Source organism: Bradyrhizobium erythrophlei (genome assembly GCF_900142985.1).
GTDB lineage: Bacteria > Pseudomonadota > Alphaproteobacteria > Rhizobiales > Xanthobacteraceae > Bradyrhizobium > Bradyrhizobium erythrophlei_B.
On sequence record NZ_LT670849.1, the window covers coordinates 3,972,061 to 3,994,966 of the forward strand.

19 protein-coding genes are annotated in these 22,906 nt (G+C 63.5%); 8 read left to right on the forward strand and 11 right to left on the reverse strand.

Features of this window, described 5'->3' with window-relative positions:
* Nucleotides 1-38: 38 nt before the first annotated feature.
* The 6 genes from BUA38_RS18555 to BUA38_RS18575 all read right to left on the reverse strand — a co-directional run bounded on the left by BUA38_RS18555 (nucleotide 39) and on the right by BUA38_RS18575 (nucleotide 4,986).
* Entirely contained in the window at nucleotides 39-1,481 is a 1,443-nt protein-coding gene (locus BUA38_RS18555) for a homospermidine synthase (RefSeq protein WP_072819986.1), read from the reverse strand.
* Between the two features lie 60 nt (nucleotides 1,482-1,541).
* The gene (locus BUA38_RS18560) at nucleotides 1,542-1,931 is read right to left on the reverse strand and encodes a RidA family protein (RefSeq protein ID WP_072819987.1); all 390 of its coding nucleotides are present in this window, start codon (nucleotides 1,929-1,931) and stop codon (nucleotides 1,542-1,544) included.
* Between the two features lie 39 nt (nucleotides 1,932-1,970).
* Nucleotides 1,971-2,138, reverse strand: coding sequence for a hypothetical protein (locus tag BUA38_RS37555; protein ID WP_172806045.1), 168 nt, complete (start codon nucleotides 2,136-2,138; stop codon nucleotides 1,971-1,973).
* 9 nt (nucleotides 2,139-2,147) lie between these two features.
* Nucleotides 2,148-2,726, reverse strand: a complete 579-nt coding sequence (locus tag BUA38_RS18565) for a GNAT family N-acetyltransferase (protein WP_072819988.1) — start codon at nucleotides 2,724-2,726, stop codon at nucleotides 2,148-2,150.
* Nucleotides 2,727-2,850: 124 nt separating this feature from the next.
* On the reverse strand, nucleotides 2,851-3,993 hold the full coding sequence (locus BUA38_RS18570; protein ID WP_072819989.1) for a type III PLP-dependent enzyme: 1,143 nt from the start codon (nucleotides 3,991-3,993) through the stop codon (nucleotides 2,851-2,853).
* Between the two features lie 708 nt (nucleotides 3,994-4,701).
* Nucleotides 4,702-4,986 carry a hypothetical protein gene (locus tag BUA38_RS18575; RefSeq protein WP_072819990.1) on the reverse strand — a complete coding sequence of 95 codons (285 nt, stop codon included), beginning with the start codon at nucleotides 4,984-4,986 and terminating at the stop codon, nucleotides 4,702-4,704.
* 151 nt (nucleotides 4,987-5,137) lie between these two features.
* Here BUA38_RS18575 and BUA38_RS18580 point away from each other — a divergent pair, with 151 nt between their 5' ends.
* Genes BUA38_RS18580 through BUA38_RS18590 form a run of 3 tightly spaced genes read left to right on the forward strand, consistent with a single transcriptional unit; the run spans nucleotide 5,138 to nucleotide 8,992 of the window.
* On the forward strand, nucleotides 5,138-7,225 hold the full coding sequence (locus tag BUA38_RS18580) for a M3 family metallopeptidase (RefSeq protein WP_072819991.1): 2,088 nt from the start codon (nucleotides 5,138-5,140) through the stop codon (nucleotides 7,223-7,225).
* 1 nt (nucleotide 7,226) lies between these two features.
* Entirely contained in the window at nucleotides 7,227-7,868 is a 642-nt protein-coding gene (locus tag BUA38_RS18585) for a DUF1007 family protein (protein WP_072819992.1), read from the forward strand.
* Nucleotides 7,859-8,992 carry a nickel/cobalt transporter gene (locus BUA38_RS18590; RefSeq protein WP_072819993.1) on the forward strand — a complete coding sequence of 378 codons (1,134 nt, stop codon included), beginning with the start codon at nucleotides 7,859-7,861 and terminating at the stop codon, nucleotides 8,990-8,992. The genes BUA38_RS18585 and BUA38_RS18590 overlap by 10 nt, the downstream gene beginning before the upstream one ends.
* Here BUA38_RS18590 and BUA38_RS18595 read toward each other — a convergent pair.
* Entirely contained in the window at nucleotides 8,987-9,385 is a 399-nt protein-coding gene (locus tag BUA38_RS18595) for an MAPEG family protein (RefSeq protein ID WP_072819994.1), read from the reverse strand. The two genes, BUA38_RS18590 and BUA38_RS18595, sit on opposite strands and share 6 nt — an antisense overlap.
* A gap of 277 nt (nucleotides 9,386-9,662) precedes the next feature.
* Between BUA38_RS18595 and hemH the strand changes: the two genes are divergently transcribed.
* The 3 genes from hemH to BUA38_RS18610 all read left to right on the forward strand — a co-directional run bounded on the left by hemH (nucleotide 9,663) and on the right by BUA38_RS18610 (nucleotide 12,460).
* Nucleotides 9,663-10,697 (forward strand): ferrochelatase, encoded by a 1,035-nt coding sequence (hemH, locus tag BUA38_RS18600; RefSeq protein ID WP_072826224.1) that lies wholly within the window; start codon nucleotides 9,663-9,665, stop codon nucleotides 10,695-10,697.
* A gap of 305 nt (nucleotides 10,698-11,002) precedes the next feature.
* Entirely contained in the window at nucleotides 11,003-11,998 is a 996-nt protein-coding gene (locus tag BUA38_RS18605; protein WP_072819996.1) for an SPFH domain-containing protein, read from the forward strand.
* 15 nt (nucleotides 11,999-12,013) lie between these two features.
* Nucleotides 12,014-12,460, forward strand: coding sequence for an NfeD family protein (locus BUA38_RS18610; protein ID WP_072819998.1), 447 nt, complete (start codon nucleotides 12,014-12,016; stop codon nucleotides 12,458-12,460).
* Between the two features lies 1 nt (nucleotide 12,461).
* Here the strand turns inward: BUA38_RS18610 and BUA38_RS18615 are convergent, their stop codons facing one another.
* Nucleotides 12,462-12,815, reverse strand: a complete 354-nt coding sequence (locus BUA38_RS18615) for a winged helix-turn-helix transcriptional regulator (RefSeq protein ID WP_072820000.1) — start codon at nucleotides 12,813-12,815, stop codon at nucleotides 12,462-12,464.
* A gap of 79 nt (nucleotides 12,816-12,894) precedes the next feature.
* Here BUA38_RS18615 and BUA38_RS18620 point away from each other — a divergent pair, with 79 nt between their 5' ends.
* A complete protein-coding gene (locus tag BUA38_RS18620) occupies nucleotides 12,895-13,434 on the forward strand; it encodes a carboxymuconolactone decarboxylase family protein (protein ID WP_072820002.1) in 540 nt (179 codons plus the stop codon).
* A 9-nt stretch (nucleotides 13,435-13,443) separates the two neighbouring features.
* On the opposite strand, the gene BUA38_RS18625 is transcribed toward BUA38_RS18620, so the two are convergent.
* Nucleotides 13,444-14,457: a KpsF/GutQ family sugar-phosphate isomerase gene (locus tag BUA38_RS18625; RefSeq protein ID WP_072820004.1), complete on the reverse strand. Its 1,014-nt coding sequence runs from the start codon at nucleotides 14,455-14,457 to the stop codon at nucleotides 13,444-13,446.
* 189 nt (nucleotides 14,458-14,646) lie between these two features.
* Here BUA38_RS18625 and BUA38_RS18630 point away from each other — a divergent pair, with 189 nt between their 5' ends.
* The gene (locus BUA38_RS18630; protein WP_072820006.1) at nucleotides 14,647-16,386 is read left to right on the forward strand and encodes an outer membrane beta-barrel protein; all 1,740 of its coding nucleotides are present in this window, start codon (nucleotides 14,647-14,649) and stop codon (nucleotides 16,384-16,386) included.
* Between the two features lie 140 nt (nucleotides 16,387-16,526).
* Here the strand turns inward: BUA38_RS18630 and BUA38_RS18635 are convergent, their stop codons facing one another.
* Nucleotides 16,527-17,975 carry a glutamate synthase subunit beta gene (locus BUA38_RS18635; RefSeq protein ID WP_072820008.1) on the reverse strand — a complete coding sequence of 483 codons (1,449 nt, stop codon included), beginning with the start codon at nucleotides 17,973-17,975 and terminating at the stop codon, nucleotides 16,527-16,529.
* Nucleotides 17,976-18,122: 147 nt separating this feature from the next.
* Nucleotides 18,123-22,862, reverse strand: a complete 4,740-nt coding sequence (gene gltB / locus BUA38_RS18640; protein WP_072820010.1) for a glutamate synthase large subunit — start codon at nucleotides 22,860-22,862, stop codon at nucleotides 18,123-18,125.
* Nucleotides 22,863-22,906 lie beyond the last annotated feature (44 nt).

The following is a 22,906-nucleotide window of genomic DNA, read 5'->3' on the forward strand; positions in this document are numbered from 1 at the left end:
GGGAACCTCAGGCCATCATGGAACGCGAAGGTTTCGCCTCAGCGCACCAGCACGTTGCGGAACTGCCAGGGATCGCTCGTGTCGATGTCCTCCGGGAACAGTCCGGGGCGATCGGTGAGCGGTGTCCAGTCGGTGTAGTAGCCTTTCACCGGGCCGAGATACGGCATCTGGATTTCAAGCAGGCGGTCGTAATCCATCTCGTCGGCTTCGACGATGCCTTCGTGCGGGTGTTCCAGCGCCCACACCATGCCGCCGAGCACGGCAGAAGTCACTTGCAGGCCGGTGGCGTTCTGATAGGGCGCGAGTTTGCGGGTTTCCTCGATGGATAGCTGCGAGCCGTACCAGTAGGCGTTGTTGTCATGGCCGAACAGCAGCACGCCGAGCTCGTCGATGCCATCGACGATTTCGTTCTCGTCGAGGATGTGGTGCTTTGCCTGCATCCTCGCTGCGCGGCCGAACAGTTCATGCAGCGACAGCACCGCATCATCGGCCGGATGATAGGCATAATGGCAGGTCGGCCGATAGATTGCCGCACCCGATGCGTCACGCACGGTGAAGTAATCGGAGATCGAGATCGACTCGTTGTGGGTGACGAGGAAGCCGTACTGCGGGCCGCGGGTCGGGCACCAGGTGCGCACGCGCGTGTTGGCGCCGGGCTGCATCAGATAGATGGCAGCGCCGCAGCCAGCTTGGTGGGTGCGCGCATTGTCGGGCATCCATTTTTCATGCGTGCCCCAACCGAGTTCGGACGGCTGCACGCCTTCCGACAGAAAGCCTTCCACCGACCAGGTGTTGACGAAGACATCCGGCTCTTTCGGCGACTTGGTGCGCTGGGTGTCGCGCTCGGCGATGTGGATGCCCTTGATACCGGCCTGTCGCATCAGGTCCGCCCATTCGGCCCTGGTCTTCGGCTTGGGGGCGTTGAGCTTCAGATCTGCGGCGACATTGAGGAGCGCCTGCTTGACGAAAAAGGAGACCATGCCGGGATTGGCGCCGCAGCAGGAGACTGCCGTCGTCGAGCCCTGAGGGCGCGCCTTCTTGGCGGCCAGCGTCACTTCGCGAAGGGCATAGTTGGAGCGTGCTTCCGGGCCCTTTGACGAATCGAAGTAGAAGCCGAGCCAGGGCTCGTTGACGGTGTCGATATAGAGCGCGCCAAGTTCGTTGCAGAGCTCCATGATGTCGGTCGAGCCGGTATCGACCGAGAGATTGACGCAAAAGCCCTGGCCGCCGCCTTCGGTGAGCAGCGGGGTCAGCAATTCGCGGTAATTGTCCCTGGTCACGCCCTTCTGGATGAAGCGTACATTGTGCTTCTCGCAATGCGCCTTGCGGCCCTCGTCCTTGGGATCGATCACGGTAATGCGCGACTTGTCGTAGTCGAGATGCCGCTCGATCATCGGCAGCGTGCCTTTGCCGATGGAGCCGAAGCCGACCATGACGATGGGACCGGTGATCTTCGCGTAGATCTGCGAGGCGGGGCTCATGGGATAGTCTCTCCGAAAAAGTGCTGGCGGATAGTCGTGGGATTCAGGCGGTGCGCTGCCTTATGGGCTGCGTCGTTTGGCGGTCACTTCGATCTCGACCTTCATCTCTGGCTTCAACAGCGCCGATACCACGAGCATCGTGGCCGCGGGGCGGATTTCGCCCAGGACTTCGCCGCAGACCGCAAAATGCGCATCGGCATCCCTGACGTCGACGAGATAGTAGGTGGCGCGGACGATGTCGGTCATCGCGAAACCGCCCTCCTTCAAGGCCGCTTCGATGGTCTTGAAGCAGTTTCGTGTCTGGCTCGTGACATCGGCCGGCATGGTCATGGTAGCGTAGTCGTAGCCGGTGGTACCCGCGACAAAAGCAAAATCGCCGTCAATGACCGCGCGGCTGTAGCCAGAGGTCTTCTCAAACGGTGAACCAGTCGAGATCAAACGGCGGCGCATGACGAGAGCTCCGATTTCCCAAGTCTTGACGGGATTAGCTCAGGGCAGACGGCGTGTCACGTCCGGGGCGGCCGGCGGGGTACTCCACCGCCGCGCCAAAATGTCCCGAACGATGAGCACACTCAGTGCCATCACCAGCATCGTCATGACGGTGCCGCGAAAACGGGTCCGCGGCACCGCGCGGGCGGTTGGTGAGATCTTGCGCATGAGAGGCCGCTACGCCGCGCGGGCGCGCGGCGCCTTCCTGGTTGGCAGAGGAAGCCCGGTCGGGACGATCATGCCGTGCGCGCCGTCGAGCGCGCCCTGGTGCAGATCCAGGCCAAGCAGGCGGTCACGCTCGAACGGGCCCGGCAGCGACAGCCCGGCCATCCTTTCGGACGAGAAGCCGAAGCGGGCGTAGTAGGGCTCATCGCCGAGCAGAATAACCGCGCGATGGCCACGCGCTCCCGCCGCCGCGAGCGCGTGGTCCATCAGCGCGGTCCCGACCCCGAGCTTGCGGGAGGATGCCTCAACCGCGAGCGGGCCGAGCACGAGCGCCGGGATGCCCCCGGCGCTGACGTGCCACAACCGCAGCGTTCCGACCACGCGCCCTTCCGCCATCGCCGAGAAGGCAAGGCCTTCGGCGGGCGCACGTCCGTCGCGCAGGCGCTGGCAGGTGCGCATATGGCGGTTCTCGCCAAAGCAGGCATCGAGCAGCGCTTCGCGGGCGACGACGTCCGAAGCCTTCTCCGCACGGATCGCGAACGGAGCGGCTTTCGGGGTGAGGGCGAGTTTGGTCTTTCGCAAGTCAGTCATGGCACGTCAGTCTCCACAGCACACGCGCGGCAAAGCCCGCAGCTGCGTTGTCCAAATCGGCAATGTCAGGATAAGGAGCCGGCGAGCCGGCTCCCGATGATGTCAGGCCTTCAAAGAGGCCGGGTCAGATGTGGTAGGTCTTGAGCGGCGGAATGCCGTTGAAGGCCACCGACGAGTAAGTCGACGTATACGCCCCGGTTCCCTCGATCAGCACCTTGTCGCCAATCTCGAGCGTTACGGGAAGCGGATACGGCATCTTCTCGTACATGACGTCGGCGGAATCGCAGGTCGGACCTGCGAGCACGCACGGCGTCATTTCCGCCCCGTCATGCGGGGTGCGGATCGCGTAGCGGATCGACTCGTCCATGGTCTCGGCGAGACCACCGAACTTGCCGATATCCAGGTACACCCAGCGCACCTCGTCCTCGTCGCTCTTCCTGGAGATCAGGACGACTTCGGACTCGATGATGCCAGCATTGCCGACCATGCCGCGGCCCGGTTCGATGATCGTTTCCGGGATCTGGTTGCCGAAATGCTTGCGCAGCGCGCGGAAGATCGACCGGCCGTACTGCACGACCGGAGGAACGTCCTTGAGGTACTTGGTCGGGAATCCACCGCCCATGTTGACCATGGAGAGGTTGATTCCCCGCTCGGCGCAGTTGCGAAACACCTGGGAGGCCATCGCCAAAGCGCGGTCCCAAGCCTTCACCTTGCGCTGCTGCGAGCCGACGTGGAAGGAGATCCCGCACGGCTCCAGGCCCAGACGCTTGGCGAGGTCGAGCACCTCGACCGCCATTTCCGGGTCGCAGCCGAACTTCCGCGACAGCGGCCATTCGGCGCCGGCGCAGTCGTAGAGAATGCGGCAGAACACCTTCGCAGCCGGAGCGGCACGGGCGACCTTTTCGACTTCGGCGGCGCAATCGACTGCGAACAGCCGAATGCCGAGCGCGAAGGCACGCGCGATGTCGCGCTCCTTCTTGATCGTGTTGCCGAAGGAGATGCGGTCAGCCGCCGCACCGGCGGCCAGCGCCATCTCGATCTCCGCAACGGTCGCGGTATCGAAGCACGACCCGAGCGAGGCCAGCAGCGACAGCACTTCCGGGGCCGGGTTTGCCTTCACCGCGTAGAACACGCGGCTGTCGGGCAGCGCCTTGGCGAAGTTCTGATAGTTGTCGCGCACGACGTCGAGGTCGACGACGAGGCAGGGCTCAACGTCGTTGCCTTCGTTCCGGCGGCTACGCAGGAATTCCATGATGCGTTCGGTCATAGCACCCTCCAAACGGCCCAAGCGACGGGGCCCGTTCAAAATGATCTCGGTCGTAAGTGTCGTGACCTGGTCGCACGATGGAGACGCGACGAAGCCTCGAACTCAGAACCGAACTGTGCTGCCGTTGGATTGGTTGGGAATTTTCCCGCCCGATCACCTGGCAATGAAGGACAAGCCTTTTCAGTAGCCCGCGCCGGCGGTGGAATGCCGGTAGAGACCAAAAAAGCCCGATCCGTCGTTGCTTTAAGTCGCGTCCCCCGTTGAGAACGAGGTGCGCCGGTTCGCCTCCGGCTGCCAGTCACGGTTGCAAGGAAATGAAGGGACCTTCAACGGCATCTCTGGAGAGAGAGGCTGGCCTCTGGAGTCTTCGACTTGAAAAGTCTTGTCGACTTTGACGTCTCGGACCTGAGCGACCCTCGGTTCTTCATCCCTTGGCGGCTGTCCGGCCTCTTGTCCGGATACCTACCGACTGACACACGACCACAGGCACGTGCGAAATTGGGCAAGAACGCACATAATCTTTTTGACTCTGCTTCGCAACAATTTTTTTAGGCTGAGCGCAAATTTCCCTAACACGCGATTACGTCGCCGCGCGCGACGCGCGAAAGCGGCATCGAAAATGAACGCACGTTAAGTTTGTTTAAGGAAGCGTAACGTTCTCGCGCGCGATGAACCGCGCTTGTCCGCGGTGAGCGCGTCAGATGCGAATCAGCTGCGGCGGGTGAAAGGCTCGACGCGCTGAGCGGCGCGGATGAAGGTGATCATCACGAACACGCCGATCGCAAATAAGACAGCCTGCAGACCATGGGCCCACGCGTCCTGAGAGATGCTCAGAGCAAATGTCTCCGGTGGCACCAGGATCGCGAGCGCCCAGCCGCCGGCAAACGCGGCGCCGAACACTTCGGCGCCGATCAGGATCGCCGCGCTGATGACGGTGATGACGCTCGGCCAGACGATCTGGCGGCCAGTGGTCGGAGAGGTCTGCGCACTCATGGACGTGAACCCGTCAATTCTCTGTCAGTTCCTGTTTTCGGGCCGCAATCTCTATGAAAAGCCGGCTCGTATCAAGCGCAAAAGGCCCAAAAAAGCCGCACCGCGTGATATAGCCTGAAGCCTCAAATCGGCATTCAAAACGGGATTTTCGATGTCAGAAGACCAGGCACAGGCTCCTCAATCTGCGCAGGCCAACCCGCTGCTGCGGCCGTGGCAGACGCCGTTCGAAACGCCACCCTTTGCCGAGATCGCGCCGGAGATGTTTTTGCCGGCGTTCGAGCAGGCCTTCGCCGACCACGCCGCCGAGGTCGCCGCGATCACCCACGATCCCGCGCAGGCCGACTTCGACAACACCATCACGGCGCTGGAGCGCTCGGGCAAGCTGCTCACCAGGGTCTCGTCGGTCTTCTACGCGCTGGTGTCGGCGCATTCCAATCCGGCGCTGCTCGAGGCCGACAAGGAAGTGTCGCTCCGGATGGCGCGGCACTGGAATCCGATCATGATGAACGCCGTGCTGTTCGGCCGGATCGCCCAGCTGCACGAGAAGCGGGCGACGCTTGGCCTCACGGCTGAACAGCTGCGGCTGCTCGAGCGCACCTATACGCGCTTCCACCGCGCCGGCGCCGGGCTCGACGAGGCGGCAAAAGTACGGATGGCCGAGATCAACGAGCGACTGGCCCATCTCGGGACGACCTTCAGCCATCACCTGCTTGCCGACGAGCAGGAATGGTTCATGGAGCTTGGCGAGGCCGACCGCGAGGGGCTTTCGGACAGCTTCGTCGCGGCCGCCCGGGCCGCCGCCGAGGAGCGGGGGCTCCCCGGCAAGGCGATCGTGACGCTGTCGCGCTCCTTCGTGGAGCCGTTCCTGAAGACCTCGCCGCGCCGCGACCTGCGCGAGAAGCTCTACAAGGCCTTCATCGCCCGCGGCGACAACGGCAACGCCAACGACAACACCGCCACCATTGTCGAGATTCTCGCGCTCCGCGAGGAGAGCGCTAGGTTGCTGGGCTACCCGACCTTCGCCGCCTACCGGCTGGAGGATTCCATGGCCAAGACGCCGCAGGCCGTACGTGGCCTGCTGGAGCGGGTCTGGAAGCCGGCGCGGGAGCGGACGCTGAGGGATCGCGACGGACTTCAGGAGATGATCGTGGCCGAGGGCGGCAATTTCGCCCTCGCCGCCTGGGACTGGCGCTACTATGCCGAGAAGCTGCGGCAGATGAAAGCCAATTTCGACGATGCCGCGATCAAGCCCTATCTCTCGCTCGACCACATGATCGAGGCCGCCTTCGACTGCGCCGCCCGCCTGTTCGGCCTCTCCTTCGAAGAGCGCAAGGACGTGCCGGTCTGGCATCCCGACGTGCGCGTCTGGGAGGTCAGGGATCGCGACGGCAAGCACACGGCGCTGTTCTATGGCGACTACTTCGCCCGGCCCTCCAAACGCTCCGGCGCCTGGATGACCTCGCTCCGCGACCAGCAGAAGCTCGATGGCGAAGTCGCGCCCGTGATCCTCAACGTCTGCAACTTCTCCAAGGGCGCCGATGGTGAGCCGTCCCTCCTGTCGCCGGACGATGCCCGCACGCTGTTCCACGAGTTCGGCCACGGCCTGCACGGCATGCTGTCGGACGTCGTCTACCCCTCGCTGTCCGGCACCAGTGTCTTTACGGACTTCGTCGAACTGCCCTCGCAGCTTTACGAACATTGGCAGGAGCAGCCGCAGGTGTTGCGGCAGTTCGCCCGGCACTACCAGACCGGCGAGCCGCTGCCGGACGACCTGCTCCGGCGTTTCATCGCCGCACGGAAATTCAACCAGGGCTTTGCCACGGTCGAGTTCGTGGCCTCAGCGCTGCTCGACCTCGAATTCCACACCCAGCCGGCATCGGCGAGTGCTGACGTGCATGCCTTTGAGAGCCGGGAACTGGAAAAGATCGGCATGCCGGCGGAAATCGCGATGCGCCACCGGCCGCAGCAATTCGGCCACATCTTCTCCGGCGATCACTATGCCTCCGGCTATTACAGCTATATGTGGTCGGAGGTGATGGACGCCGACGCCTTCGGCGCGTTCGAGGAGGCCGGCAATATTTTTGACCCTGCCGTCGCCAAACGGCTGCACGACGACATCTATTCCTCCGGCGGCTCGCGCGATCCGGAAGAGGCCTATGTGGCCTTCCGCGGCCGGGAGCCCGAGCCCGACGCGCTGTTGCGCCGCCGTGGCCTCCTGGAAACCTCAGAGGCTGCCTGAGATGAAGCCGTGGCGTCTCGTCGGCCTGCTATTCTTCGTCAGCTTCGGTCTGCTTGGCGCAACGGCAGCGCAGGCCCATCCGCATGTCTGGATCACCTCGATCAGCGAGTTGATGTACGCACCCGACGGCTCGGTCACGGGGGTGCGTCACGCCTGGACGTTTGACGACATGTTCTCGACCTATGCCTTGCAGGGGATCGAGACTAAGAAAAAGGGCGTCTACACCCACGAAGAACTGGCCCCGCTCGCCCAGACCAATGTCGAGTCGCTAAAGGAGTTCGGCTACTTCACCTTTGCCAAGGCCGACGGCAAGAAGGCGAAATTCGAGGAGCCGGTCGACTACTTCCTCGAATACAAGGGCGGCCTTCTGGTGCTGCATTTCACCTTGCCGCTGAAGACGCCGGTCAAGCCAAAGGTGCTTGCAGTCGAGGTGTTCGATCCGACTTTCTTTGTCGACTTCAAGCTCGCCGACAAGGATCCGGTGAAACTGGTCGGCGCGCCCGCGGCGTGCGGGTTCGACTTGCAGCGGCCGAATGACGGTGCGGCGAGCGCGCAGGCGCTTGGCGAGCAGAATTTTACCGACGGCGGCAATGCCAATTTCGGCGCGATGTTCGCCAACAAGATCACGGTAACGTGCCCGTGAAGCCGGGCGAGGGCACCTTGCGCCTCAGCCGCGCGCTCGCGGTTGGCGCGCTTGCGGTGGCCGCGGTGCTGGCGGCTGACGGCGTGGCTCACATCGTTGCGGCGCAGACGCCATTTGGCGGGGTGCGTCCGCCGGCGACCGAACAGTCCGGTGGCCTGATCGGATGGCTGCTGGCCAAACAATCCGAATTCTATCGCGAGATGTCCTCCACCATTCGCGCCGCCAAGTCCGACGGCAGCGCGGTTTGGGGGCTGCTGGCGATCTCGTTCGCCTACGGGATCTTTCACGCCGCGGGTCCCGGCCACGGCAAAGCGGTGATTTCGTCCTATCTCGTCGCCAACCAGGAAACCGCAAAGCGCGGCATCGTGCTCTCATTCGTCTCGGCGATGTTGCAGTCGCTGGTCGCGGTGCTGATTGTCGCCATCGGTGCCTGGCTGCTCAACATCACCGCAAAAACCATGTGCGGGGCGGAGAGGGTGATTGCGATCGCGAGCTATGGTCTGATCGCGGCATTTGGCGCGCGTCTGGTCTGGACCAAGGGCGCGGGCTTCATTCGGGCGTTGCAGGCTCACTCGCCAGGTCCTGAACTGGCGCTGGCCTCGGCCTCTCATGGTCACGTCCACCATCATGACCATGACCATTCGCACGATGGTCCGCATGATCACGCCCATCGCGATCATGCACACCACGATCATGGCCATGACCACGTGCACGTCCACGACGAGCATTGCGGCCATTCCCATGGCCCAATGCCGGGCGAATTGGCCGGGCCCGGCGGATGGTCGCGCGGCTTAAGCGCGATCTTTGCGGTGGGCCTGCGGCCGTGTTCCGGCGCCATCCTGGTCTTGGTGTTCGCGCTGGCACAGGGCCTGTTCTGGGCCGGCATTGCCGCCACGTTCGTGATGGGGCTCGGCACCGCCATTACAGTCGCGGCGATCGCGGTGCTGGCGGTAACGGCAAAAGGCATAGCACACCGCATCAGTGGCGCGAGCGACGGCCGCGGCGCGCTCGTCATGCGGGGCATCGAATTTGCCGCCGCGGGGCTCGTGCTGCTGTTCGGGATTGGTCTTCTGACCGGCTATCTCTTTGCCGAGCCGCTGACGTGTCTCCAGCCGATTTTATAGCGGCAGGAACTTGCGCAGCGCCGGCAGGAAGAAGATCGCGATATTGATCGCAAAGCCGATCGACCACAGGATCGAGCGCAACGTCGGCCGGTTGCCGATATAGGTGAAGACATAGGCGATCCGCACGATCACGAACAGCACGGCGAGTTCATTGATCAGGTTTTGCGGGCAGGCGCGAAATTCGGCGAGCAGCACCGCAACGGCAAAGAATGGGAACGACTCGATCCCGTTCTGGTGCGCGCCCAGTGCCCGTGCAGCAATCGGATCTTCGTAGAAGGTCGGGTCGCGCGGCTTGGAATTGTCGAAACGGCCAACCCTGAGCCATTTTACCGGGGCTATGCTCAGGAGGTAGAGCATCAGGCTCAAGAATACGCACCACTCGGCGATTGTCATACTTCCTCCCACGCAGTGTGGCGAAGCTGACGTTCCTTTCAGTTTCGCGGTGATAACTTCAAAGGAACGTCAGCGTCAAAGCCACACTAGAATCATATATTTGCTAGTGTCCTTTTGATTTTGACATTCGTAAAAGTGCTCGTTGCGACAGGATACGAATGTCAAAACCGGCACACTAGCGCCCGGCGATACCGAAATCGCCTCGCGACGTGACATTCAGAGTATCGAACCCGGTGCAATCTTGACAAGGATGGTCGGGCGCGCGAAGCCAGCTCCCATGAGCATGGCCCCGCCAACCGATCCTTCAAAGTCAGTTGCCGGCATCGGGCCGGAGCGCGTCGGCGTGCTGCTGGTCAATCTCGGCACGCCCGATACCGCCGACACGCGCGGCGTTCGCGTCTACCTCAAGGAATTTCTCTCCGACCCGCGCGTGATCGAGAATCAGGGCCTGGTGTGGAAGCTTGTCCTCAACGGCATCATTCTGCGCACGCGTCCCAGCCGCAAGGCCCGCGACTACCGCAAGATCTGGAACACCGAGAAAAATGAATCGCCACTCGCCACCATCACGCGGGCGCAGTCCGAAAAACTCGCCGCCGATATCGCGGGCGACCGCGTCGTGGTCGACTGGGCGATGCGCTACGGCAACCCCTCGATCTCTTCGCGGGTCAACGCACTGACCGCGCAGGGCTGCGATCGCCTGCTGGTCATGCCGCTCTATCCGCAATATTCGGCAGCGACCTCGGCAACGGTGTGTGACGAGGTCTTTCGCGTGCTCGCGTCCATGCGCGCGCAGCCGACCTTGCGGGTAACGCCGCCCTATTACGACGACGCTGCCTATGTCGAAGCGCTCGCCGTCTCGATCGAGGCGCACCTGAAAGGTCTCTCGTTTCAGCCTGACGTCATCGTCGCGTCATTTCACGGCATGCCGAAAAAATATGTCGAGAAGGGCGATCCCTATGAACGCCAGTGCATGGCGACGGTGGAAGCGCTGCGCAAACGCCTGAACCTCGAGCCAGCGAAACTGCTGCTCACCTTTCAGTCGCGTTTCGGCTTCGATGAATGGCTTCAGCCCTATACCGACAAGACCATGGAACGGCTGGCCAAGGATGGCGTGCGCCGTGTTGCCGTCGTCACGCCCGGCTTTGCCGCCGACTGCCTGGAAACGCTGGAAGAAATCGCGCAGGAAAATGCCGAGATTTTCCAGCATCATGGCGGCGAGCAATTTTCCTTCATTCCCTGCCTGAACGACAGCGAAGTCGGCATGGACATGATCCGCCAGCTGGTTTTGCGCGAGCTCCAGGGCTGGATCTAACCACTCGCTTTTCTATTTACCGAACCCTACATCTTGTAATGGCGACCAAGTAAAAGGGTTTGCCGTTGCTTGCGAACGATTGGCGTTTGCGAGACGCGGCGTTTTCGCGCTTTCAGCGCTATTTGCCGCTAGTGTCCCGGTTCTGACATTCGTATTTTTTTCGCAGCAGGCACTTTTACGAATGTCAGAACCAAAGGGACACTAGTAACGATATAATTCTAGTGTGGCTTTGACTCTGACCTTCCTTCGAGGAGTTCGGGGCCGCACTGAAAGGAACGTCAGTGTCGCCACACTAGGAGATTTGTATGACCGGTTTCGACATCTTCGCTATTGCGCTTGTCCTGTTGGTGATCTTCACCCTGTTCGCCGGCGTCAAGACCGTGGGGCAAGGCTATAACTGGACCGTCGAACGCTTCGGCAAATACACCCGCACGCTGTCGCCGGGGTTGAACATCATCGTTCCCTACTTCGACCGCGTCGGCCGCAAGATGAACATGATGGAGCAGGTGATCAACATTCCCGAGCAGGAAGTAATCACCAAGGACAATGCCACGGTGACGGCCGACGGCGTCGCGTTCTTCCAGGTGTTCGACGCCGCAAAGGCGAGCTACGAAGTCTCCAACCTCGAACAGGCGATCATCGTGCTGACCATGACCAACATCCGCTCGGTGATGGGCGCGATGGACCTCGACCAGGTGCTCTCGCACCGTGACGAGATCAACGAGCGCCTGCTGCGTGTGGTCGACGCCGCGGTGTCGCCCTGGGGCTTGAAGGTCAACCGGATCGAGATCAAGGACATCGTGCCGCCGGCCGACCTCGTCGAAGCGATGGGCCGGCAGATGAAGGCCGAGCGCGTCAAGCGCGCCGACATCCTGCAGGCCGAGGGTCAGCGCCAGTCGGAAATCCTGCGCGCGGAGGGCGCCAAGCAGGGCCAGATATTGCAGGCCGAGGGCCGGAAGGAGGCCGCGTTCCGTGACGCCGAGGCGCGCGAGCGCTCCGCCGAGGCCGAGGCCAAGGCGACGCAGATGGTGTCGGAAGCGATCGCCAAGGGCGACGTCGCCGCGCTGAACTATTTTATCGCCGACAAATACATCAAGGCGTTCGGCCAACTGGCGGATTCGCCGAACCAGAAGGTCATCATGCTGCCGATCGAGGCGGCGAGCCTGCTGGGCTCGCTCGCCGGTATCGGCGAGATCGCGAAAGCGACCTTCGGCGAGAGCGCGCTATCGGCGCAGGCCGCCGCGCGCCGCGCCTCGGTGCCGACATCAGGTAATCCTCCGCCGGTGCCGCCAGCGGTGTAAGACGAGGGCATATCCATGAACGGGATCTTCGTTACCCTGGGTACCTGGAACTGGCTGATCTTCGGCGTCATCATGATGGCGCTGGAATTGTTCGCGCCCGGCGTTTTCCTGTTCTGGCTCGGACTCGCAGCGCTGCTGACCGGGCTGATCTCATTCGCCTATGCGCCATCGTGGCAGGTCCAGATCCTGATGTTTGCGGTCTTCGCTGTTCTTGCCGTGCCGGTGTGGCGGCGCCTGGCGCGCAGCAACACGGCGGTCAGCGTCAGCAATCCCTTCCTCAACAAGCGCACGGACGCGCTGGTCGGGCGCGTCTTCACGCTGGAAAAGCCCATTGTCGACGGCGCCGGCACGGTGCGGATCGACGACACCGTTTGGCGGGTTTCCGGTCCCGACGCGCCGGCGGGCAGCCGGGTGCGGATCGTGCAGGCTGACGGCGCCAGCCTGACGGTCGCTGCGGCCTGATCTAGCCGCACTGCTCTTTCCTCCAGCGCTCGGCGAAGCGATGGAGCGGCAGGAGTGTCCCGAGCAATTCCCGGCCCATTTGCGTTAGGCCATAACCGGCATCCGGGACAAGCGCGATAAAGCCCGCCTCGCGTAATTCTTTCAACCGCTCGTTCAGCACCGTCGGCGACGCCTCGTCGCAAGCGGCGCGCAAGCTCCGCGAGGTCATCGGCGCCTCGCGCAGCTCCCACAGAATCCGCAAACACCAGCGCCGCCCGAACAGGTCGAGCAGCACCATGATCGGCCGTCCGCTCCGGGACCCGCGCACCCGGCCTTTGCCGACGGGTTTGCGGGAAGGTGGGGGCGGTTTCGGCATGGTCTCTCCATTTTCGTCTTGCGGCGCGCTACAAATAATGTAGCATTTCGCTACTGTTATTGTAGCACGGAGTCCAGCCATGTCGCGAATTGCCCCGCTTGAACCGCCCTATGCACCGGAAATTCAGGGCCAGTTCGACCGCATCATGCGCGGCGCGCCGCCGTTGATGCTGTTTCGGGTCATCGCCTCGAACCCGCGCGCCTGGGAAAAGTTTCGCAGCGGCAGCCTGCTGGATCGGGGTCCGCTGAGCCTGCGCGAACGCGAGATCGTCATCGACCGTACCTGTGCGCTCAATGGTTGCGAGTACGAATGGGGCGTTCACGTCGCGACGTTTGTGGAAGCCGCCCGGCTAAGCGAAGCCGAGATCCGTGCCACCGTGCGAGAAGGCGCCGATGCCGCCTGCTGGACGGATGCCGAGCGCGCATTGCTGGCCGCGGTCGACGCCCTGCATGCGCGCTCGACGCTCAGCGACGATGAATTTTCGAAGCTCGCCTCGCACTATAGCGGCGCAAAAATCCTCGAGATATTTCTGCTCTGCGGCTTTTATCGCACCGTCTCATATCTGGCGAACGGACTGCGCCTGCCGCTGGAAGAAAAGGCGGCCAGGTTTCCGGGATGATGGCGTGAGCTACGCCACGCCCGCCCGCAGCAGATCGTGCATGTGGATGATGCCGACCGGCTTGCTGGCTTCGGTCACGATCAGCGCCGTGATCTTCGAGGCGTTGAGAACTTCCAGCGCTTCGCCCGCCAGCAAGGTGCTGCGGATCGTCTTGGGATTTTTCGTCATGACGTCGTCGACCACGGCCGTCATCAGGCCGGGCCCCATGTGACGGCGCAGGTCGCCGTCGGTGACGATGCCGACCACGGCGCCGCGCGCATCGACAATGCCGACGCAGCCAAAGCCCTTCGACGTCATTTCGACGAGGGCGTCCGACATGCTTGTGCCGAGCGGCTTTAGCGGCACTGCCGCGCCGGTATGCATGATGTCACCGATATGTTTCAGCATGGCGCCGAGCTTGCCGCCGGGATGCAGCACGCTGAAATCGACCGACGTGAAGCCGCGGCCCTCCAGCAGCGCGATCGCCAGCGCATCGCCGAGCGCCAGCATCATCAGCGAGGAGGTGGTGGGCGCCAGGTTATGCGGGCAGGCCTCGCGCGCCCTCGGCAGCGCCAGCGCCACGTCGGCCGCCTGGCTCAGCGTCGAGTCGCGTTCCGCGGTCATCGCGATCAGCGGGATGCGGAACCGCTTGGCGTAGCTGATCAGCGCCTTCATCTCCGGCTGCTCGCCGGACCACGACAGCGCCAGGATGACGTCGTCGGTCGTGATCATGCCGAGATCGCCATGGCTTGCTTCCGCCGCATGCACGAAGAAGGCAGGCGTGCCGGTGGAGGCAAAGGTCGCGGCGATCTTGCGGCTGATATGGCCGGACTTGCCAAGGCCGGTGACGATCAACCGTCCCTTGGCGCCGCGAATGAGGTCGGTGGCGCGGGCGAACGGTTCGCCGAGATCGGAGCGCAGCGCGGCTTCGATGGCGGCGATGCCGCTGCCTTCGGCTTCCAGGGTGCGTAAGGCCGACTGGACGGCGGCGGTGGCGGAATCGGTGCCGGTTGAATTGGCCATCAGCGGTTTCGAAGGACGCATGCGTGGTTCCGAAGGGGGCTCTCAGAGTGGATCGTCTTCCTATCACGCGCGCCCCTGGAAGGCGACGCGAGCGGCCGTTCTCAACGGCTCATTAACCATAATTGTTTTAACTCCGTTAACGACGTTTCCGAGCCGGCCGCTGTGGTCGTTTAGGCAAGCGTTTGAAATTGCTGGGGTATTTCAATCGTGATGCCGAGGCCATTCAGCGGCCACAGCAAGCGCGTGACCTTGTTGCGCGCCGTGCTGCCGTGTCTTGCGGTGATCGCGGTGGCCTCGCCCGTCAAAGCCCAGACCCTGACGTCCGATCTCCTGCGTCCGATCCGCGACGGCTACCTGACGCCGCAGGATTCGTTTCTGCGCAAAACCAGCGACAAGACCGGCGACACCACCGCCGATACGACGGGCGATCCCGTGGCCGACGCGCAGCGCCGAAAGAAGACGCCGCCGGCGCCGTCGCGGATCGGCGAGATCCCCAAATATGGCCTGCCGGCCGCCAATGGCGCGGCGGAAGCCGGTTTCGATTCGCTCAATCGCAAGCGCAAGCAGCCGAAGTTTTATCCCGGACAGGCCAAGCCGAAATCGTCGCCGGGACCGGGCACCCCGGCGCCGGCCGAGACCAGGGGTTCGACCAATCCGAATGCGCGTGTGCGCATTTCGCCGCCGCCTTCGCTGAGCTCCAGCAAGCCGCCGATGCCGGCAGCGATGGCGGGCACCGCCGTGGGCCAGCCCGCGCGCAAGCCGTTGCCGGTCGATGTCGATCCCTTTGGGCCGGTCGGCGATTACGTCGGCAGCTTCCTAATCAAGTCCGCGGTCGAATTGCGCGGCGGGTACGACACCAACCCCGGCCGCCTAGTCGAACCGCATGGCGTGCCGTTCTGGGTGGTAGCGCCGGAATTTGTGGCGGTGTCCGACTGGGAGCGGCATGCGCTGGTCGCCGATCTGCGCGGCTCCTACACCGGTTACGGCAACAGCCTGCCGCCGATCGTCGACGGCGCGATTTCGTCGGCGCCGACCGACATCAACCGGCCGGATTTCATCGGCCATGTCGACGGCCGGCTCGACGTGACAGACTTCACCCACCTCACCTCCGAAGTGCGCCTGCGCGTCGGCACCGACAATCCCGGCAGCCCCAACGTCGCGGCGGGGCTAGCCAAATATCCGGTGTTTGCGACCTTCGGCTCCACGGTCGGGATCGACCAGCAATTCAACCGGCTGGATGTCGCGGCGGGCGCCACGTTCGATCGCACGGTCTATCAGAACTCCCTGCTCACCGACGGCTCGATCGCGAGCAACGCCGATCGCGCCTTCAACCAGTATGGCGGCGTCGGACGCGTCAGTTACGATCTCCTGCCGGGCGTGAGGCCGTTCGTCGAGGCCGAAGGCGACAGCCGCGTCCACGACCAGTATCTCGACAATTCTGGCTTTGCGCGCGATTCAACCGGCGGCTACGCCAAGGCCGGCACCTCGTTCGAATTCACCCGGCTGCTCACCGGCGAACTCGCGGTCGGCTGGGCCGAGCGCAGCTACGCCGATCCGCGCCTCAGCCGGCTCGACGGCCTGTTGACGTCATCGTCGCTGACTTGGACCGCGACGCCGCTGACCACGGCGAAGTTCAATTCCACCACCTCGATCGATGAGATCATCGTGCCCGGCGTCTCCGGCGTGTTGAGCCACACCTATACGTTCGAGGTCGATCACGATTTCCGCCGCTGGCTGACCGCGGTCGGCAAATTCACCTACGGCACCTACGACTATCAGGGCGACGGCCGCTTCGACAAAACCTACTCCTACGAAGGCGACATCATCTACAAGATGACCCGCAACCTCTGGATCAAGGGCACGCTGCGGCGGGATATCCTCAATTCCAACGTCCCGCTGGCGAGTTCAGCCTCGACGGTCGTGATGCTTGGCGTCCGGGTGCAGAACTGACGTATTGAGCGAGGCTCGTTCCCCGGACGCTGCGCAGCGCGCTAGCGGTGCGCTGCTGATCCGGGGTCCATCAAGATTGGTCCCGGCTCTGCGGAGCAGCGTGAGAGACACTGCTACCTCGTCCGGGATACGAGTTCGGATCACCGCGGCAAATTCGTCGAGCCCATCAGGAAGGTGTCGATGGACCGGGCGCAGAGCCGCCCCTCGCGGATCGCCCACACGACCAGCGATTGACCGCGGCGCATGTCGCCGGCGGAAAACACCTTCGACAGCGAAGTCTGATAGTCCGCGGTGTTGGCGCGCACATTGCCGCGCGGGTCGAGTTCGACGCCGAGCGACTTCAACAGCCCCTCGTGAACCGGATGCACAAAACCCATCGCGAGCAGCACGAGCTCTGCGTCGAGGTCGAATTCGGTGCCGGCGACCGGCTTGAACTTGTCGTCGACCTGCACGCAATGCAGTTTCGCGACCTTGCCGTCACCGCCGGTGAATTTCTGCGTCAACACAGCGTATTCGCGCTTGGCGCCCTCGGCCTGGCTCGAGGAAGTGCGCATCTTCAGCGGCCAGTTCGGCCAGGTCAGGCCCTTGTTCTCATGCTCGGGCGGCGCCGGCATGATCTCGAGCTGCGTCACCGACAGCGCGCCTTGCCGGAACGAAGTGCCGATGCAGTCCGATCCGGTGTCGCCGCCGCCGATCACGACGACATGTTTGCCGCCGGCGAGAATCTCGCGCACGCCATCGAGCGATTCATTGCCGACGCGGCGATTTTGCTGCGGCAGGAAGTCCATCGCAAAGTGAATGCCATCGAGCTCTCGGCCGGGAATCAGCAGGTCGCGCGGGGCTTCCGCGCCGCCCGTCAGCGCCACCGCGTCGTATTCCTCGACCAGCTTGTGCGGATCGGTGCCGCCGTTGCCGACGTGGCTGCCGTAGTGAAAGGTCACGCCTTCGGCTTCCATCTGCGTCACGCGGCGATCGATGACGCCCTTCTCCATCTTGAAGTCCGGAATGCCGTAGCGCAGAAGGCCGCCGGCCTTGGCGAACTTCTCGAACACATGCACGTCGTGGCCGGCGCGCGCGAGCTGCTGCGCACACGCGAGCCCGGCAGGCCCGGAGCCGACCACCGCGACCTTCTTGCCGGTCTTCTCTGTCGCGACTTCCGGTGTAATCCAGCCGTTTTCCCAGGCGCGGTCGACGATTGCACATTCGATGGTTTTGATCGTGACCGGATTGTCGTCGATGTTGAGCGTGCAGGACGCTTCACACGGCGCAGGGCAGATGCGCCCGGTGAATTCGGGGAAATTGTTGGTCGAGTGCAGGTTGCGCGAAGCTTCCTGCCAGTTGTTCTGATAGACGAGATCGTTGAAGTCGGGGATCTGGTTGTTGACGGGACAGCCGGGCGTGCCGGGCGCCACCGAGCCGGTGCCGTGGCAATATGGAATGCCGCAATTCATGCAGCGCGCGGCCTGGTCGCGCGTTTCTTTCTCCGTCAGGGGGATGACGAATTCCTGAAAATTCTTCAACCGATCGGCCACCGGCGCATACTTGCGGTCGTGCCGTTCGAATTCGAGAAAACCGGTTACCTTGCCCATCTAAAACCCGAAGCCCCTGCGTCTCTCTAGTTCAGACCCTCATCCTGAGGAGCGACGCTCGCGTCGCGTCTCGAAGGATGAAGGCCACTGTCTCGGCCTCATGGTTCGAGACGGCGCTTGGCGCCTCCTCACCATGAGGATCTTGGTTTACGCCCCGATCGCGATCTTCGGCTCGGCGTCGGCGTTGGCCTTCATTTCCTTCAGCGCGCGGCGGTATTCGACCGGCATCACCTTGCGGAATTTCGGCAGCCACGTTTTCCAGTCAGCCAGAATTTCAGCCGCACGCTTGCTGCCCGTCAGCTTGCCGTGACGGGTGATCAGGACGTGCAGCCGCTCGACGTCGGAGTCGAGCAGGTTCTGGAACACGTCGACGCGGCCGTGCGCCTCGAGATCGCCGGATGCGTGATAGGCGTCCTCGTTGATCATCTCTTCCGACAGCACAGGTTCGAGTTCGACCATCGCCATGTTGCACAGCTTGTCGAAGTCACCGGCTTCATCCAGCACATAGGCGATGCCGCCCGACATGCCGGCCGCGAAGTTGCGTCCGGTCTTGCCGAGCACCACGACGATGCCGCCGGTCATGTATTCGCAGCAGTGGTCGCCCGCACCCTCGACCACGGCGACCGCGCCGGAGTTGCGCACGGCGAAGCGTTCGCCGGCGATGCCGCGGAAATAGCATTCGCCCTCGATCGCGCCATACATCACGGTGTTGCCGACGATGATGGACTCTTCCGGCACGATGCCGGAATTGCGCGGCGGCTTGACGATGATCCGTCCACCGGAGAGCCCCTTGCCGACATAGTCGTTGGCGACGCCTTCGAGGTCGAAGGTGACGCCGGCAGCGAGCCAGGCGCCGAACGCCTGGCCAGCCGTGCCCTTGAGGTTCACCGAGATGGTGTCGAGCGGCAGGCCGGCATGGCCGTAGATCTTGGCGACCGCGCCCGACAGCATCGCGCCCGCCGAGCGGTCGGTGTTGTTGATCTCCGTCTCGATCTTGACCGGCGCACCGCGGTCGAGCGCGGCTTGCGCCTTCTCGATCAGCCTGCGGTCGAGCACGGCTTCCAGATGATGGTTCTGCGCTTCCGCGCGATAGATCTTCTGGCCCTTTTCTTCCTTCTGCCGCACGAACAGCTTGGAGAAGTCGAGGCCCTTGGCCTTCCAGTGCGCCACCAGCCTGGTCTGGTCGAGCATCTGGGTCTGGCCGATCATTTCGTTGAAGCTGCGATAGCCGAGGCTGGCCATGATCTCGCGAACTTCTTCGGCGACGAAGAAGAAGTAGTTGATCACGTGCTCGGGCTGGCCAGTGAAGCGCTTGCGCAGCACCGGGTCTTGCGTGGCGACACCCACCGGACACGTGTTGAGATGGCACTTGCGCATCATGATGCAGCCTGCCGCAATCAGCGGCGCGGTGGCAAAGCCGAATTCGTCGGCGCCCAGCAGCGCGCCGATCACGACGTCGCGTCCGGTACGGAAACCGCCGTCGACCTGCACGACGATCCGGCTGCGCAGCCGTTCGCGCACCAGCGTCTGGTGGGTTTCGGCGAGGCCGATTTCCCAGGGACTGCCGGCGTGCTTGATCGAGGTGAGGGGCGAGGCGCCCGTACCGCCCTCGAAGCCCGCGATGGTGACATGGTCGGCCCGCGCCTTCGCCACGCCCGCGGCCACGGTGCCGACGCCGATTTCGGAAACGAGCTTCACCGAGACCTGACCGTCCGGATTGACGTTCTTCAGGTCGTAGATGAGCTGCGCGAGGTCTTCGATCGAATAGATGTCGTGATGCGGCGGCGGCGAGATCAGGCCGACGCCGGGCGTCGAATGCCGCACCTTGGCGATAGTCGCATCGACCTTGTGGCCGGGCAACTGTCCGCCTTCGCCGGGCTTGGCGCCCTGCGCCATCTTGATCTGCATCATGTCGGAATTGACGAGATATTCCGTCGTGACGCCGAAGCGGCCCGAGGCCACCTGCTTGATCGCCGAGCGCATGGAATCGCCGTTCGGCAGCGGCTTGAAGCGGTCGGCTTCCTCGCCGCCCTCGCCGGTGTTCGACTTGCCGCCGATCCGGTTCATCGCGATTGCAAGCGTCGTATGCGCCTCGCGCGAGATCGAGCCGAACGACATCGCACCGGTGGCAAAGCGCTTGACGATCTCCTTGGCCGGCTCGACCTGGTCGAGCGGAATAGGTTTGCGCTTCTCGTCCTCGGCCGGCTTGATCTTGAACAGGCCGCGCAGCGTCAACAGCCGCTCGGATTGCTCGTTGAGGATTTTCGCGAAGGCCCGATAACGCTCCAGCGAATTGCCGCGCGCGGCGTGCTGCAGGATCGAGACCGATTCGGCCGTCCACGCATGGTCCTCGCCGCGGGTGCGGTAGGCGTATTCGCCGCCGACATCGAGCGCGGTCTTGTAGACGAGCGCATCGCCGAAAGCGTCCGTGTGCCGGCGCGCGGTCTCTTCCGCGATCTCGGCCAGCCCCACGCCCTCGATGCGGGTGTGGGTGCCGGCGAAATACTTGGCGACGAAATCGGCCTTCAGGCCCACGGCATCGAAGATCTGCGCGCCGCAATAGGACTGGTAGGTCGAGATGCCCATCTTGGACATCACCTTCAACAGGCCCTTGCCGATCGACTTGATGTAGCGCTTGACGATCTCGTAGTCGTCGAGCGCGCCGGGCAGGCGGTCCTTCATCGCGATGATGGTCTCGAACGCCAGATACGGGTTGATCGCTTCGGCGCCGTAGCCGGCCAGGCACGCAAAGTGATGCACCTCGCGCGGCTCGCCGGATTCGACGACGAGACCGACCGAGGTCCGCAAGCCGGTGCGGATCAGGTGGTGATGCACGGCGGCGCAGGCGAGCAGCGAGGGAATCGGAATCCGGTCCGTGCCCGCCATGCGGTCGGACAGGATGACGATGTTGATGCCCTCGCGGACCGCGGCTTCGGCGCGCGCGCAGAGTTCGTCGAGCACCTGCTCGAGGCCGGCCGCGCCGAGACCGGCGTGGAACGTGGTGTCGAGCGTGCGTGACTTGAAATGCGTATCCGCAATCTCGGAGATCGAGCGGATCTTCTCGAGGTCCGCATCGGTCAGGATCGGCTGGCGCACTTCGAGGCGCTTGCTGGCGGCGACGCCCTCGAGGTCGAACAGGTTCGGCCGCGGCCCGATGATCGAGACAAGGCTCATCACCAGCTCCTCACGGATCGGATCGATCGGCGGGTTCGTCACCTGCGCGAAGTTCTGCTTGAAGTAGGTGAACAGGGGCTTCGCCTTGTCCGACAGCGCCGAGATCGGCGTGTCGTTGCCCATCGAGCCGGCCGCCTCTTCGCCGGTGGAGGCCATCGGCGCCATCAGGATGGTGATGTCTTCCTGGCTGTAGCCGAACGCCTGCTGCCGATCCAAGAGCGGCAGGTTCGAGCGCATGCCCTTGGTGGGCGCTTCCGGCAATTCTTCAAGCACGATCTGCGAGCCGTTGAGCCACTCCTGATAGGGATGGCTCTTGGCAAGCGCCGCCTTGATTTCGTCGTCGGGGATCAAGCGGCCCTGTTCGAGGTCGACCAGCAGCATCTTGCCGGGCTGCAGACGCCACTTGGTGACGATCTCGTCCTCGGGGATCTTGAGCACGCCCATCTCGGAGGCCATGACAATGCGATCGTCAGAGGTCACGAGATAGCGCGCCGGCCGCAGGCCGTTGCGGTCGAGGGTGGCGCCGATTTGCTTTCCGTCGGTGAACGCGATCGCGGCGGGACCGTCCCAAGGCTCCATCATCGCGGCGTGATATTCATAGAAGGCGCGGCGCTTCTCATCCATCAGCGGATTGCCGGCCCACGCTTCCGGAATCATCATCATCACGGCGTGCGGCAGCGAGTAGCCGCCTTGCACCAGGAATTCGAGCGCGTTGTCGAAGCAGGCGGTGTCGGACTGGCCTTCATAGGAGATCGGCCACAGCCGGCTGATGTCCTTGCCGTAGAGTTCCGAATGCACGGAAGCCTGCCGCGCCGCCATCCAGTTGGTGTTGCCGCGCAGCGTGTTGATTTCACCGTTATGCGCGATCATCCGGTAAGGATGCGCCAGCGACCAGGTCGGGAAGGTATTGGTCGAGAAGCGCTGATGCACCAGCGCCAGTGCGCTCTCGAAATCCGCCTCGTGCAAATCGGGATAGTACTTGCCGAGCTGGTCGGCCAGGAACATGCCCTTGTAGATCACGGTACGGCACGACAGCGAGCACGGATAATAGCCGGCCATGCCGCGGTCGCGGCGCTGGTAGATCGCCTGCGAAATCGACTTGCGCAGGATGTAGAGGCGGCGTTCGAACTCGGTCTCGTCCTTGATCTGGACGCCGCGGCCGACGAACACCTGCATGTTGGCGGGCTCGGTCGGCTTGACGGTTTCGCCGAGCGAAGAATTGTCGGTCGGCACGTCGCGCCAGCCGAGCAGCGTCAGCCCCTCGGCCTTGATCTGGTCAGCGATGATGCTCTGGATCACCTTCCGCCAGGCCTTTTCCTTGGGCATGAACAGCGCGCCGACGGCGTAAGTGCCGGGTTCGGGCAGCGTGAAACCGAGTTCCTTGGCCTTGCGGCCAAAGAAGGCGTGCGGGATCTGCACCAGGATGCCGGCGCCGTCGCCGGCGCGCGGGTCGGCGCCGACCGCGCCACGGTGTTCGAGGTTGCAGAGGATCTGAAGCGCGTCAGAGACGATCTGATGCGACTTCTTGCCCTTGATGTTGGCGATGAAGCCGACGCCGCAGGAATCCTTTTCCAGCGAGGGGTCGTACAGGCCTTCGGCCGCGGGCCGGAACGTGTGTTTTTCGATGCTGTGCGTGGAATCGGCCGGTTTCGACGCCGCGACCGACAGCCCAGGGGCGTTGAGGTTTTCGCGTTCGAATTCGGACCGGCTCATGCTTTGCGTCCTCTCAATCAATAAGGCCTTCGGCCTCACCGTCG

Coding starts and splice junctions, on each gene's coding strand:
- BUA38_RS18595 (WP_072819994.1), bottom strand. CDS start 9,385: ATGACAATCGCCGAGTGGTGCGTATTCTTGAGCCTGATGCTCTACCTC.
- BUA38_RS37555 (WP_172806045.1), bottom strand. CDS start 2,138: ATGCGCAAGATCTCACCAACCGCCCGCGCGGTGCCGCGGACCCGTTTT.
- BUA38_RS18570 (WP_072819989.1), bottom strand. CDS start 3,993: ATGACCGAACGCATCATGGAATTCCTGCGTAGCCGCCGGAACGAAGGC.
- BUA38_RS18635 (WP_072820008.1), bottom strand. CDS start 17,975: ATGGGCAAGGTAACCGGTTTTCTCGAATTCGAACGGCACGACCGCAAG.
- BUA38_RS18580 (WP_072819991.1), top strand. CDS start 5,138: ATGTCAGAAGACCAGGCACAGGCTCCTCAATCTGCGCAGGCCAACCCG.
- BUA38_RS18630 (WP_072820006.1), top strand. CDS start 14,647: ATGCCGAGGCCATTCAGCGGCCACAGCAAGCGCGTGACCTTGTTGCGC.
- BUA38_RS18575 (WP_072819990.1), bottom strand. CDS start 4,986: ATGAGTGCGCAGACCTCTCCGACCACTGGCCGCCAGATCGTCTGGCCG.
- BUA38_RS18565 (WP_072819988.1), bottom strand. CDS start 2,726: ATGACTGACTTGCGAAAGACCAAACTCGCCCTCACCCCGAAAGCCGCT.
- BUA38_RS18620 (WP_072820002.1), top strand. CDS start 12,895: ATGTCGCGAATTGCCCCGCTTGAACCGCCCTATGCACCGGAAATTCAG.
- BUA38_RS18615 (WP_072820000.1), bottom strand. CDS start 12,815: ATGCCGAAACCGCCCCCACCTTCCCGCAAACCCGTCGGCAAAGGCCGG.
- hemH (WP_072826224.1), top strand. CDS start 9,663: ATGAGCATGGCCCCGCCAACCGATCCTTCAAAGTCAGTTGCCGGCATC.
- BUA38_RS18610 (WP_072819998.1), top strand. CDS start 12,014: ATGAACGGGATCTTCGTTACCCTGGGTACCTGGAACTGGCTGATCTTC.
- BUA38_RS18560 (WP_072819987.1), bottom strand. CDS start 1,931: ATGCGCCGCCGTTTGATCTCGACTGGTTCACCGTTTGAGAAGACCTCT.
- BUA38_RS18605 (WP_072819996.1), top strand. CDS start 11,003: ATGACCGGTTTCGACATCTTCGCTATTGCGCTTGTCCTGTTGGTGATC.
- BUA38_RS18585 (WP_072819992.1), top strand. CDS start 7,227: ATGAAGCCGTGGCGTCTCGTCGGCCTGCTATTCTTCGTCAGCTTCGGT.
- BUA38_RS18555 (WP_072819986.1), bottom strand. CDS start 1,481: ATGAGCCCCGCCTCGCAGATCTACGCGAAGATCACCGGTCCCATCGTC.
- gltB (WP_072820010.1), bottom strand. CDS start 22,862: ATGAGCCGGTCCGAATTCGAACGCGAAAACCTCAACGCCCCTGGGCTG.
- BUA38_RS18625 (WP_072820004.1), bottom strand. CDS start 14,457: ATGCGTCCTTCGAAACCGCTGATGGCCAATTCAACCGGCACCGATTCC.